This is a genomic window from Armatimonadota bacterium (assembly GCA_035527535.1).
Classification (GTDB): domain Bacteria; phylum Armatimonadota; class Hebobacteria.
In genome coordinates this window covers 15,156-28,551 of sequence record DATLAK010000126.1, presented here as the reverse complement: position 1 = coordinate 28,551, position 13,396 = coordinate 15,156, and the positions used below count along the sequence as shown (strand labels likewise).

Annotated in this window: 10 protein-coding genes; 1 reads left to right on the top strand and 9 read right to left on the bottom strand. The window is 71.1% G+C overall.

The features are described from left to right. Positions 1-124: 124 nt before the first annotated feature. From VM221_09030 to VM221_09010, 5 genes are read right to left on the bottom strand one after another with little or no spacing between them, the layout of a single operon-like run. On the bottom strand, positions 125-1,282 hold the full coding sequence (locus tag VM221_09030; GenBank protein ID HUT74956.1) for an NAD(P)/FAD-dependent oxidoreductase: 1,158 nt from the start codon (positions 1,280-1,282) through the stop codon (positions 125-127). 10 nt (positions 1,283-1,292) lie between these two features. After that, the gene (locus VM221_09025) at positions 1,293-1,946 is read right to left on the bottom strand and encodes a sugar transferase (GenBank protein ID HUT74955.1); all 654 of its coding nucleotides are present in this window, start codon (positions 1,944-1,946) and stop codon (positions 1,293-1,295) included. After that, positions 1,943-3,955 (bottom strand): asparagine synthase (glutamine-hydrolyzing), encoded by a 2,013-nt coding sequence (gene asnB / locus VM221_09020; GenBank protein ID HUT74954.1) that lies wholly within the window; start codon positions 3,953-3,955, stop codon positions 1,943-1,945. Before asnB ends, VM221_09025 begins: the two co-directional genes overlap by 4 nt. 30 nt (positions 3,956-3,985) lie before the next feature. After that, positions 3,986-5,203: a glycosyltransferase gene (locus tag VM221_09015; GenBank protein HUT74953.1), complete on the bottom strand. Its 1,218-nt coding sequence runs from the start codon at positions 5,201-5,203 to the stop codon at positions 3,986-3,988. Beyond that, positions 5,204-8,032, bottom strand: a complete 2,829-nt coding sequence (locus tag VM221_09010) for an SLBB domain-containing protein (GenBank protein ID HUT74952.1) — start codon at positions 8,030-8,032, stop codon at positions 5,204-5,206. Positions 8,033-8,326: 294 nt separating this feature from the next. Here VM221_09010 and VM221_09005 point away from each other — a divergent pair, with 294 nt between their 5' ends. Further along, positions 8,327-9,226, top strand: coding sequence for an NAD(P)-dependent oxidoreductase (locus tag VM221_09005; GenBank protein ID HUT74951.1), 900 nt, complete (start codon positions 8,327-8,329; stop codon positions 9,224-9,226). Positions 9,227-9,334: 108 nt separating this feature from the next. Here the strand turns inward: VM221_09005 and VM221_09000 are convergent, their stop codons facing one another. The 4 genes from VM221_09000 to eno form a co-directional block, all read right to left on the bottom strand. Next, positions 9,335-9,982, bottom strand: a complete 648-nt coding sequence (locus VM221_09000; GenBank protein HUT74950.1) for a protein-L-isoaspartate(D-aspartate) O-methyltransferase — start codon at positions 9,980-9,982, stop codon at positions 9,335-9,337. 50 nt (positions 9,983-10,032) lie between these two features. Continuing rightward, complete coding sequence (locus VM221_08995; GenBank protein ID HUT74949.1) at positions 10,033-10,464, bottom strand: septum formation initiator family protein; 432 nt, start codon at positions 10,462-10,464, stop codon at positions 10,033-10,035. Between the two features lie 107 nt (positions 10,465-10,571). Then, a complete protein-coding gene (pyk, locus tag VM221_08990) occupies positions 10,572-11,990 on the bottom strand; it encodes a pyruvate kinase (protein HUT74948.1) in 1,419 nt (472 codons plus the stop codon). 74 nt (positions 11,991-12,064) lie between these two features. Further along, on the bottom strand, positions 12,065-13,348 hold the full coding sequence (gene eno, locus VM221_08985) for a phosphopyruvate hydratase (GenBank protein HUT74947.1): 1,284 nt from the start codon (positions 13,346-13,348) through the stop codon (positions 12,065-12,067). Between the last annotated feature and the right edge of the window lie 48 nt (positions 13,349-13,396).

Genomic DNA, 13,396 nt, shown 5'->3' with positions numbered 1-13,396 from the left:
CGCGGGCGTGCGGCGTGCGCGGCGGCGAACGCGGCGAGGCCGCCGATGAGCGCGCACGCCGCGATCATCCTCCAGCGCGGTCGCATTACCCCCAGCACCGAGCGCATAGTGGTCTCGCGGTCGGTCATGCGATGGCCCCCTTGAGCACCGCCAGCAAGGCGGGCGCGCGCAGCACCGCCAGCAGCTGGCGCGCGTGGAGGTCGAAATCCGCGTTCTCGGCCATGCGCTGCGCGAGAGCCCGGCAGCCCGCGCAGCGGAAGAGGGCGTCAATATCGTCATCGCGCAGCAGCCCGGCGAGGGTGCGCGCGACCAGGCCCAACCGCAGCTCGCGCGCGAGGGCGCGACGCCACCGGCGCTGATAGGCGCGCAGGAACGCCTCGTCGAAGCGGTGGCAGCGGCACGCGGCCACCGTTACCTGGGCCGCGATATCGGCGGAGATGAGCCCGAACAGGACCCCTCCGCCGGTGGTGGTCTTGACCTGGCCGGCGGCATCGCCGACGCTCAGCGCCCGTTCCGCATAGGTGCGGGGCGAGGGCGCCGCGGGGATGGGACCGCCGTAGGGCGAGCTGATGGGCGCGCCGATGCGGTCGCGCAGCGCCGGGTGCTGCAAGAGGTGGTCCAACCGCTGGCGCGCCGCGCCGAACGCGCGCACCCCCACCCGCGCCCGGCCATCGCCCAGCGGCACCACCCATCCGAACGACCCCGGCGCCAGGCTGCGCCCGCAGAACACCTCCACCCGCCGCAGGTTGCGCACCGCCGCCTCCACCTGCACGCCGTGGGCGTAGGACGCCACCGGGCGCAGGCCGATCTCGGCACCGATCCGGCCGCGGCTGCCGGCGGCGACGATACACATGCGCGCCTCCAGCCGCCGCCGGTCGCCGTTGGTGCCGACAGTGACGGAGATGTGATCGCGCGTGCGCTCCACCCTTTGCGCGCGCGCCGCCAGGAGGTAGCTCGCCCCCGCCTGCGCCGCCAGGTGGGCCAAATGACGATCGAACGCCGCGCGCTCCACGACATAGGCCCGGGGCGCGTCAACATCTATGGTCACGGCGTGGCCGGCGGGCGAGTAGGCGGTGAGACCTGACAACTCGTGCATGATGGAGTCGCGCGGCAGGCCGAAGCGGTCGAAGACCTGGCGCCCGATGATGCCCGTGCAGTGGACCGGTTCGCCCACGGCGGGGTGTTCCTCGATGACGACGGCGCGCAGGCCCGCCTGCGCCAGCTTCCAGGCGGTGAAGCTGCCCACCGGTCCCGCCCCGATCACGATCACATCGGCGTCCATCGGCTGTCCCTCAGCGTTTGCGTTCGCGGCTCGACCACTTGCCCTTGGCGGTGATCCGGAAGGAGGCGAGCAAGAGCCTGAGATCGAGCATGAGGCCGGCGCGGCGCACGTAGAGCAGGTCATAGCGCAGCTTGTGGCGCGGGGGGGTGTGGTAGCGGCCGCGCACCTGGGCCAAACCCGTCAACCCCGGGCGCACCAGGTGGCGCCGGGCGTAGTTGGGGATCTCGCGCACGTAGCCGGCCACCAACACGGCGCGCTGCGGGCGCGGCCCGACCAAGCTCATCTCGCCGCGCAGGATGTTGACCAGCTGCGGCAGCTCGTCGAGCGCGGTCTTGCGCAGGAGCGCGCCGACCCGCGTGATGCGGGGGTCGTTCTCCCACGACAGCACGGGGCCGGTGGCGCGCTCGGCGTCGCGCACCATGGAGCGAAACTTGAACTGGCGGAAGGTGCGGCCGTGCCACCCCACACACTCCTTGCAGAAAAACACCGGGCGCCCGTCCTCGAGCATGATGGCGGCGCAGATGAGCGCCCACAGCGGCGCCGACACGATCAACCCCACCGCCGCGAGCACCGCGTCGCCCCCACGCTTGACCGCGCGGCGAGCCGCCGCCGCCCCCGGCGCCCCGATGAAATCGGGGTGCAGGCTGAGCGCCCTCTCGGTCATGCCTCGCCTCCCATCGCCGCGCATACGCCGGCCGGCTGCCGCCGTGCGGCAGGGGCAGGCGTGCAGGTGCTTCGCAGGTAACGCTCGTGCCATACCATGAACATGAGCAGCCCCCACAGGTTGCGGCTGAGGTCGCGGCGGCCGGCGAGGTGGTCGTCAATCAAGCCGGCCACCGCCGCCGGGTCGAACACCCCGCAGCGCCGCACCGCGGCGGGGGACAGCAGGTCCAGCAGCAGGGGGCGCAGTTCGCCGCGCAGCCACGCCGCCGCCGGGATGCTGAAGCCGTGCTTGCGCCGCCGCAGCAGCGGCGGCGGCAGCAGCCCCCCCACCGCCCGCCGCAGCACCCGCTTGCGCTGCAGCCCGCGCACCTTCATGTATGCGGGCAGCGACGCCGCATACTCGACCACCCGGTGATCGAGCAGCGGCGGCCGCGTCTCCAACGAGTGGGCCATGCTCATGCGGTCAACCTTGGTCAGGATGTCGTCGGGCAGATAGGTCTTGGTGTCCACGTACTGGAGCTTGGTCAGGAAGTGCTGGCCGTCGAGGCTCTCGTAGTAGCGCGCCAGGATCGCCAGGGGATCCTCCCACGCGGCGGCGGCGCGCCAGTCGCGGGAGTAGAGGCGGCGCTTCTCGACCTCGGTGAAGATCACCCGCCACGCGTGGTGGCGCTCCAGCGGCGGCAAGTGCGCGCTCGCGACGAAACGCTTGGCGAGGTAGTCGAGGCTGTTCTTCTTGTCGGACACCGGCAGGCGCGCCACCAGCGGCTCGATCAGCCGGCGCCGCAGCAGATGCGGAATGCGCTGGTAGGTCTGCGCCATGTCGTCGGCGGTGTAGGTCATGTAGCCGCCGAAGATCTCGTCGCCGCCGTCGCCGGAGAGCACCACCTTGACCTCGCGCGCCGCCATCTGCGACACCAGGAAGGTAGGCAGAGCGCTCGAATCCGCGAACGGCTCGTCGAAGTGGTCGGCGATGCGCTCGATCAGCGCCGCCGCGTCGGGCGTGACGATATCCTCGTGGTGGTCGGTGTCGTAGGCGCGGGCGACCAGCCGCGCCGCCTCCAGCTCGTTGAACGACTTCTCCTCGAAGCCGATGGAGAAGGTCTTGACGCGCCCGCCGGCACGGGCGGCGAGGGCGACGACGGCGCTGGAGTCAATGCCCCCGCTGAGCAGCACCCCCACCGGCACGTCGCTCAGCAGGTGCGCGCGCACCGCATCGTCCAGGAGCCCGCGCAGCTCGTCCGCGCGCGCCTGCTCGTCGCCGTCGCGGACGTAGGGGACAGTTCCTTCCCACCCCGCGCCCGGCCGCAGCCCTGGGCGACGGGGAACTGTCCCCTCGCTCCCGTGCAGGTCCCAGTATTGGCGCAGCCGCATCTGCCCGCCGCCGCAGCGCAGCAGGTGACCGGGCGGCAGCTTGCGCAGGCCCCGGTAGATGGTCATCGGCGCGGGAACATAGTTGAAGCTCAGGTATGAGTGCAGCGCCTCCGGGTCGAGGCGGCGCTCCACCCACGGCGCCCGCAGCACGGCCTTGATCTCGGAGCCGAAGGCCAGCCAGTCGCCGGCAAGGGCGTAGTAGAGGGGCTTGATGCCGAGGCGGTCGCGCGCCAGCAGCAGCGACTGGCGGGTGTCGTCCCAGATGGCGAAGGCGAACATGCCGCGCAGCCGCGGCAGCATCTCCTCGCCCCACTCCTCGTAGGCGTGCACCAGCACCTCGGTGTCGGAGCGGGTGGCGAAGTCATGCCTGCCCTCGAGCTGCGCGCGCAGCTCGGGGGCGTTGTAGGTCTCGCCGTTATAGACGATGGTGACGGAGCCGTCCTCGTTGTGCAGCGGCTGGTGGCCGCCGGCGAGGTCAATGATGCTGAGGCGGGCCATGGCCAGGGCGACGGGGCCGGCGGCGAAGACCCCGTGGTCGTCGGGGCCGCGGTGGCGCAAGGTCGAGCACATGTCGGCGGCGGTGGCGCGCCGGGCGCGGCCGCGCGAATAGATATTGCAGATGCCGCAGATGCCGCACATAGATGCCTCCGTCGGTGCCGCGATCGGCGGTCAGATGTCGGCGGGCCGGGTGTGCCTCAGCGATGAGAGAACGGCCTCGCGTTCTCTCCGCCCCCAGCGCTCCCATAGCTCGAGGTACAGCGCCGCCGTGCGCTGCACCGTGCGCGCGACCGAGAACTCGCCCGAGATGCGCCGCCGTCCCTGCGCCCCCAGCCGGGCCGCGCGTTCGGGGTCGGTCAACAGCTCCGCCAGCGCGCGCGCCAGCGCCGCCGCATCGCGCGCGGGCACCAAGAGCCCGGTCGCGTCGTGCCCAACGATCTCCGCCGTGCCGGCGATGGCGGTCGCCACCACCGGCAGACCGACGTACATCGCCTCCTGCACCGCGCGCGGCACGCCCTCCCACAGCGAAGCCTGGGCGAAGACGTCCATCGCCCGCAGCAATTCCGGCACGTCGTCGCGGCGCCCCAGGAAGAGGCAGCAGTCGGCCACCCCCAGCGCCCGGCTGCGCACGCGCAGCTCTCGCTCCAGCGGCCCTTCCCCCACGATCAGCACGCGTAGGTCGGGGAAGCGCGTTCTCAGCATGCGCGCCGCCTCCAGCAGGTACGGATACCCCTTGGCCTCCAGCAGATGCCCCACCGCTCCCACCACCGGCTGGCCGGGCGCCAGGCCCAGGCGCTGCCGCGCCGCGGCGCCATCCACCGGCGCGTCGAAGCGCGAGAAGTCAATGCCGCTGCGAATGGTCACGATGTCGCGGCGGGCGCAGACCCCGGCGCGCACGAAGTCTTCCCCCACCGTGTCGCCGATGGCGATGAGGCGGTCGCACCAGCCCGCCGCCAGCCGCTCCGCCCACCGCGACGCCCAGCGGATCAGCGGTCTCTGCGCGTCGTGGAACGGCACCGCGTGCACCGTGTGCACCACCACCGGCACCCGGCAGCGCGCCGCCGCCAGTCGCCCCAGGATGCCCCCCTTGGTCGAATGGGTGTGGACGATGTCGAAACCGCCGCGCCCGCAGAGGCGGATGAGAGCCGCCAGCGCCCGCAGGTCGGCGAGCGGACGCACCGGGTTGTCGAGCGTCGGCACCACCGTCACCGCCACCCCGGCCGCGCGCGCGGCCGCGATCAGCGGCCCGCCCGGGCCGCAGGCGATGGCGCTGTCGAAGCGGGCGCGGTCCATGCGCGCGGCCAGCGCCAGGGTGTTGTGCTGGGCGCCGCCCAGGGGGCGCGACTGGGTGATGACGTGGAGCACGCGCAGCGGTCGCGCATCCGTCATCTAGCGCACCTCCCGGATGAGGTAGAAGGTCATAGCGGCGCTGGCGGCCGCGGAGAGCGCTTTGCCCACTTCGCCCCAGGTGTCTTTCTCGCGCAGGATGACCGGGCGCGAGGGGATGACGATGATGTCGCCGACCTCCACCTGCTTCACCAGGTCGCGCCGCAGAACGGCGCCGTCGGCGCGCAGCACCACCACCCGCCCGGCGTTGGCATCGTCGTCGTAGCCGCCGGTGCGCTGGACGTAGTAATCAATGGGTTGCCCCGGCGCAAACAGCACCGCCCCCGGGCTGACCGCCGCCCCCGTCACCAGCACCGTCGTCGGGCGCCGGGGCACGATCAGCAGGTCCCCCTCCTCCAGCGGCACGTCGTCGTGGTCGGGGTCGGCGATGACGGCGGCGAGGTCAATCGGCACGCGCCCGGAGCTGATGAGCTCACTGAACTTTTCAGGCGCGGCGACGGCCACGGCACCCGTCGCCTGGTCACTCGACGCGGCGACGGCCACGGCCGACGCGGCCGAGGGCGCCGGTGTGACCGGCGCGGAGGGGCCGGGGGAGGGCAGGAGGGGCGCGGCTCCTCTCGCCGCCTTGGCGAGCTCCAGTTGGTACTGGAGCTGCGCCCGGGCTTCGGCTTTGGCCTGGACCTGGCGCGCGATTTGCTCCTGGTAGTCGGTCACCATGTTGCCGATGCGGCGGATGAAGACCGCGCCGGTAACGAAAGCATCATCCGTAACTCCGCCGGCGCGGCGCAACAGATGGCCCAGCGTCTCGCCCCTGCCCTCCAATGCGTAGGCACCCGGGAAGCGAACCTCGCCCGCTATCCTCACTGTTCGCGGGGCGCGTTGATATTGGCCCACCTCCGGCACCAGCACCCGGTCTCCGTCGCGCAGCTCCAGGTTATCGGAGCTGCCGCCGGCGCTCAGCCGCCTGAGGTCGGCGATCATGATGGTGGTGCCGTCCGCTCCACGCGTCCGCGCCACCTCCGCCCATTCCGCCGCCTCCGGCAGCGTGCCCCCCGCCTGGAACAGCAAATCGCTGATAGTCATGCCCTCGGTGCGCTCGTAGGTCCCGGGGTGGCGCACCTGGCCCACCACGCTCACCACGCGCGGATCGCGCACATGCTCCGGCGAATAGATGATGACGCGATCCCACCGCTGCAGCAGCGGGCTGTCACCACCGTAGAGCGCCTGTTCGAGATTGAAGGGGATGAGGGTCACGGTGGAGTCGGCGTTGGTGCGCCGGATCTCGGCGCGCTCCATGTAGGTCTCGCCGCGCAGCCCCTGCGCCGCCTCCACCAGGTCGGACACGCGCATGCCCGGCTTCAGCTCGTACACCCCCGGGCGCGCCACCTGCCCTGTCAACTCGATCGTGTTCATGCGTTGGTCGAGGACGCGGTAGATGGTCACCAAGTCGCCATCGCGCAGCTCGACCGGGTTATCCCCGGGCTGCGGAGCGAGCACCCGGCCAAGGTCGAGGTCGAGCACGATCCGACGTTCGTTGTCCTGAATGCGCTCGATCTGGAGGCGGCGGATGTCGGTGGTCGGCTCGATGCCGCCCGCCATGTGGATGAGGTCGGCCAATGATTCGTTCGGCAGCATCTCGTAGGCTGTGACTGTTTTCAGTGGGGCCAGCCGATGTGCCCTCTCATGTGGTACCGCCCCCGGCTGTGGCGGCGCCGCGACAGCGGCGCCGGGGATGACAGGCGAGGGTCCTTCGGCAGGCTCAGGGTAAACCGCCCTCTTTGCCCCGGGCATAGGCCCCAACAACCTTCTGGGCGAGGGTCCTTCGGCAGGCTCAGGGTAAACCGCCTGTCCCACATCCTCCGGCCCATCTCCACTCTCCGAGGTCACACCCACCTCGTAGGGCGCGCGCCGCCGCACTTCGCCGCGAATGCCGACCGTCTTCCCGACGACCGGGATGAACAGCGTGTCGCCGGCGACCAGCCGGTAGTCCCGCGTGCGCTTGCCGGTGAGCAGGAATTCGTAGAGGTCAATCACCCCCACCTCGCGGTTGCCGCGCAGCAGGCGGATGGAGCGCATGGAGCCGCGCTCGTTGGGCCCGCCCGCCAGGTAGAGGACGTTGAAGGCGGTCGAGAGCGAGCTGACGGTGTAAGCGCCGGGACGGGTCGCCTCGCCGGCCACCAACACCCGCAGCGAGCGCAGCGAGGCCAGCGTCACTTGCCCTTCGACGTGGGCGAAATTGCGGCCCAGGCCCGCCAGCAGCTTGCGTTCGAAGTCCTCGATGGTCACGCCGTTCGCCGTCACCAGCCCCAGCAGGGGCACGTGCACCTGCCCGCGCGGGTCCACCGTCGGTTCGAGGGTGGTCTCCTGGCCGATGACGCTCCAGAAGGTGATGCGCAGCTTGTCGCCGGGCGCCAGGAGGTAGTCGCGCGGCGCGGCGGTGTCGGGGATGGGGGCGAAGGTCTCGGGGGCGTTGGCGAAAAAGGCGTAGCCGAAGGGGCGCAGCAGGTTCGCGGCGGTCAGCGCGGGCGTTTCATCCGCCGGCGTGCGCCCGGTGGCGGCGGCGGACGATTGCACAGCGGTGGTGGGAGCGGAGGGGGGCGGCGCCGCTGGAGATGGCTGCTCGGCATCGGCTTTGTTTTCTCCCGCTTCGTGCGGGATCTGGGGTTCGGGCTGCTCGTTTTTCGCTTGTGCCGCCGCGGCGCCGCCCGACTCCGGCTCCGTCATAGCGCCCCTCGTCGGCATCGCCCACAGCCCCAGCGCGAGCCCTGCTGCCAGCAGCATCACCACCCGCAGCCGCGACGGTGAGCGACCCTGGGGCCCCCGGCGATGACCGGGAAACCCCCGGAGCGACATGACGGAGCCCGAAGCCAAAAGACCCTCCGCTGAAAAACAAAAAAACGCCTCTCCGGCGACGTGCGCGTCGCCGAGAAAGGCGTTCTGAACCAGCCCCTGCCCGCGCCCTCGTGAGCGCGAGCGTCCCGGGTATTAGCTTGAGACCACTATCGGCTGCAAAGATTAGCACGCACCCCAGACCGCGTCAAGAGCGCGCTGAGGCGATTTTGCCATTCGTTGTGCGCCCGCCAGACAATGAAGCCAACCCGCGGCGGGCAGGATTGTCCGCCGCCGCCCGCGAAGGCGAGAACACTCTGTCCCAAGGAGCGGACCATGCCCCAACGCGACGTGAATGTTGGTTTCATCGGCCTGGGTCACATGGGCAAGCCCATGGCGCGCAACCTGCTGCAGGCGGGCTATCCCTTGGTGGCGCACAACCGCAGCCGCGCCGCGGTGGACGACCTGGCGCGGGAGGGCGCGCAGCCCGCCGCCTCCGCGCGCGAGGTCGCGGAGCGCGCCGATGTCGTCATCACCATGCTGCCCGATTCGCCGGACGTGGAACTGGTGGCGCTGGGGCCGGGCGGCATCGTCGAGGGCGCGCGGGAGGGCCTGGTGGTCATTGACATGAGCACCATCCTGCCGCGCGCCAGCCGCGACATCGCCGCGCGCCTGGGCGATCAGGGCGTAGTGATGCTGGATGCGCCGGTCAGCGGCGGCCCGCAGGGAGCGCAGGCGGGGACGCTGGCGATCATGGTCGGCGGGCCTAGAGACGCCTTCGATCGCTGCCTGCCGATCCTGGAGGCGATGGGGCGAAAGATCGTTCACATCGGCGGCAACGGCCAGGGGGCGATGGCCAAGCTCTGCAACCAGGTGGCGTGCGTGCTCAACCTGGTGGGAGTGGCGGAGACGCTGGTGTTGGCGCGGCGGGCGGGGCTGGATTTGGGGCGAGTGCTGGAGGCGGTGGGCGCGGGCGCGGGGTCGTCGTGGATGCTGGCCAACCAGGGGCCGAAGATGGCGGCGCGCGATTTCGCGCCGGGGTTCTTCATCCGCCTACAGCAAAAGGATCTCCGCCTGGTGATGGCCGCCGCCGAGGAGATGAACCTGCCCCTGCTGGGCACGGCGTTGGCGCAGCAGCTCTTTCGCGCGCTGGAGGCCGGCGGCGAAGCCGAGCTCGGCACCCAGGCCATCATCAAGGCGGTCGAGCGGCTGGCGGCGCTGGACCGGCCCATCTGAACCACACAGAACATCATAGACTTGCCCGCCGCTAGTGGCGGCGGTGGTCCTGAGTGGGGGCGGTTCGCGAGCCGCCCCCACCAGCTCATGGCGCGCCCCGCCCGCATCTCAATGCGCTTCCGGGAAACCGTGCTTGCCGATGAGCGGCACGAAGACGCAGCCGCAGTCGTAGCGCTGCTTGATTTCCCCGCCCTCTTTAGTGGCGACGACCAGGCTCTGCGCCGCGCGGTTGCCGACGGGGACGACCATGCGGCCGCCCTCGGCGAGCTGCTCGATCCAAGGCAGCGGCAGGGCAGGGGTGGCGGCGGTGACGATGATGCCGTCGTAGGGCGCGTGCCCGGGCAGGCCGAGGGTGCCGTCGCCTACCACTACCTCGACGTTGTCGTAGCCCAGCTCCGCCAGCAACCGCTGCGCGCGCGCGGCCAGCTCGGGGATGCGCTCGATGGAATAGACCCGGCGGCACAGCTCCGCCAATACCGCCGCCTGGTAACCGGAGCCGGTGCCCACCTCCAGCACCCGCTCCGCCCCCTGCAGCGCCAGCAGTTGGGTCATGAGCGCCACCATGTAGGGCTGGGAGATGGTCTGCGCCGCGCCGATGGCCAGCGGGTGGTCGCCGTAGGCGCCGGCATCGGGGACGGGGACGAAGCGGTGGCGGGGGACCTCAGCCATGGCCGCCAGCACCCGCTCATCGGTGATGCCGCGGCGGCGCAACTGGGTCTCCACCATCTGGCGGCGCGCTTCGGCGAAATCGTCCATCGGTGGCGGCTCACGGTTGCTGGCCGGCGGACCACGGAACGCGGCCGGCGTCAATCGCCGGCCGCGTGACGGTAGGCCTGGTCCGCCGCCTCGGGTCGCGCCAACAAACCTCGGGCCCAGGCGCGCACGCGCGCCAGCGCGCCCGCAGGCGGAGGCGGCTCCCCGCGCGGCGCCTTGCGCGGCTCGGGGCGGGTCATGAAGCGCAGCGAGCGCTCCCCCGGCGCGAGCATTCCCAGACGGCGCGCCTCGAGCTTGACGCCTTCGGGGGTCTGCAGCACCTGCGCCTGCTGCGCCAGGCGGTCGTGTTCGGCGTGGAGCGCGTCAACGCGTTCCTGCAGCACGGCGATCTCGCGGCGGGTCTGGAGCTCCTCCGCATAGGGGCACACCAAGCGCCACGCCGCGTAGATGACGATGACGCCGACGATCCCGCATAGCCCGCCCGCGACGGTCAGCCGTGCCAGCTTTGCACCTATCACCCTCACCCTTGCTCCGGCGCCATCCCAGCGAGCTGCGCCCGGTCGCCGGTGAAGTTTCGCCGACGGGCGTCAGGTTCCTCTTCGCCGGCGCCATTCGCGGTTGCCCGGGCGCGCTAGCCGCCGATGACCTGCACCTTGATCAGGTTGGTGTGCCCCGGGATGCCCACCGGCACCCCGGCGCTGATGACCACCAGGTCGCCGTCCTTGACATAGCCGTGCGCCTTCGCCGCCGTCTGCGCGCGCGCCAGCATCTGGTCGGTGTTGCGGCTGGCGGCCACCAGCAGCGGCCGCACCCCCCAGATCAGCGGCAGCCGCCGATAGGTCTGCGCCGACGAGGTCACGGCGATGATGGGCGCGCGCGGGCGGTTCTTCGACACCATGCGCGCGGTGTGGCCCGAGCTGGTGGATACGAGGATGGCCTTGGCGCCGAGGTCGTGGGCGATGGCCACGCACGATTCACTGATGGCGTCGGTGGGGGTGGTGGACACGATCAGCGATTTCTCGCGGCGGATGGCGTCGAAGTCGAGCAAGCCCTCGGCGCGCCGCGCCACCTTCTCCATCATCCGCGCCGCTCGCACCGGGTACTTGCCCACCGCCGTCTCCCCCGACAGCATCACCGCGTCGCTGCCGTCGAGGATGGCATTGGCGATGTCGGCGACCTCGGCGCGGGTCGGGCGCGGGCTGGCGATCATGGATTGCAGCATCTGGGTCGCGGTGATGACCGGCTTGCCCGCCAGGTTGCAGCGCCGGATGATGTCCTTCTGAATCCCCGGCACCCGGTCGAGCGGCATCTCCACCCCCAGGTCCCCCCGCGCCACCATCAGCCCGTCCGCCGCCGCCAGGATGTCGTCCAGCGTCCGCACCGCCTCGTGCTTCTCGATCTTGGCGATGATGGGGACGACGCGCCCCCGCCGCTTCATTCGCCGCCGCAGCGGCGCCAGGTCCTCGGCGCTGCGCACGAACGACATCGCCACCCAGTCCACCTCGTGCGCGAGGCCGAAGTCCAGGTCCCGCAGGTCCTTGCGGGTGACGGCGCCCACCGGCAGCACCGTGTCCGGCAGGTTCAGGCCCTGGTGCGACCCCAGCGCGCCGCCGTTGACCACGCGGCAGACGATGTCGCCGTCGGCGATGGAGGTCACCCGCAGCTCGATGGCGCCGTCGGCGAGCATGACGCGCTCCCCGGCGCGCAGGTGCTGGGCGAGGCCGGGGAAGGCGACGCGCACGCCCGCGAGGTCGCCGGTGACAGCGCGGGGGGTCAGGGTGAAGGTTTGCCCGCGACGCAAGTGCACCTCGCCGGCGGCGAACTCGCCGATGCGCAGCTTGGGGCCGCAGAGGTCCTGCAAGATGCTGACGGGGCGGTCGAGTTCGTCCGCCAGGCGGCGAATGGAGGCGAGATTGCGCGCGTGCTGCTGGTGGGTGCCGTGGGAGAAGTTGAGGCGCGCGACATCCATGCCCGCCGCGATCAGCGCGTGCTGAACGCGCCGGGAATCCGTCGCCGGGCCCAGCGTGCAGACGATGCGGGTTCTTCTCACGGCGTCACCTCCGTGACCACGGCATGGCAGCCGTCCCCGGCTGCCATGTACCTCCGCCAGGCGGGACGCCTGGCCTACCGGTTGAGGTTGTAGAACAGCCCCGCGCCGCCGTAGCGGGCGGCCTCGCCCAGCTCCTCCTCGATGCGCAGGAGCTGATTGTACTTGGCGACGCGGTCGGTGCGACAGGGGGCGCCGGTCTTGATCTGCCCGGCGTTGGTGGCGACGGCGATGTCGGCGATGGTGGCGTCCTCGGTCTCGCCCGAGCGGTGCGACACCACCGCCGTGTACGACGCCCGCTTGGCGGTCTCGATGGCGGCCAGGGTCTCGGTCAAGGTGCCGATCTGGTTGACCTTGATGAGAATGCTGTTGGCGACGCCCAGGTCAATGCCCTTGCGCAGGCGCTCGACATTGGTGACGAACAGGTCGTCGCCCACGATCTGCACGCGGCGGCCCAGGCGCTCGGTGAGCAACTTCCAGGTGTCCCAGTCATCCTCCGCCAGGCCGTCCTCGATGGAGACGATGGGATGGCGCGCGCACAGATCTTCGTAGTAGTCCACCATCTCCGCGCCCGCGCGCTCGGCGCCTTCGCCCGCAAAGACGTACTTGCCCTTGGCGTAGAACTCGGTCGCCGCCGGATCGAGGGCGAGAGCGATGTCGGTTCCCGGCTCGTAGCCGGCCTCGGTGACGGCCTGCTGGATGATCTGCAGCGCCTCTTCATTCGACTTGAGGTTGGGGGCGAAGCCGCCCTCGTCGCCGATGGCGGTGCTGTGGCCGCCCGCCGCCAGCACTCCTTTGAGGGCGTGATAGACCTCGGCGCCCATGCGCAGACCCTCGGCGAAGCTGGGCGCGCCCAGGGGCATGATCATGAACTCCTGGATATCGAGGTTATTGTCGGCGTGCTTGCCGCCGTTGAGGATGTTCATCATCGGCACCGGTATCCGGTGAGCGCCCACCCCGCCGATGTACTGGTAGAGCGCGAGGCCGACATGCTCCGCCGCCGCCTTGGCCACCGCCAGCGACACGCCGAGGATGGCGTTAGCCCCGAGCTTGCCCCGGTTGGGGGTACCGTCGAGCTCGATCATCGCCGCGTCAATCGCCGCCTGCTCGGCGGCCAACATCCCCTCCAGCTCGGGGGCGATGATGTCGTTGACGTTGTCCACCGCGCGCAGCACCCCCTTGCCGCCGTAGCGTCGCTGGTCGCCGTCGCGCAACTCCACCGCCTCGTGGGTGCCGGTGGAGGCGCCCGAGGGCACGGCGGCGCGCCCCAGCGAGCCGTCGGTCAGGTACACGTCAACCTCGATGGTGGGGTTGCCGCGGGAATCCAATATCTCGCGTGCGAGGATGCTGTCGATCTCCAAGTGACTGCTCCTTCCAGGATTGAGGCTTCGGTGCGGTATTATAGCAGA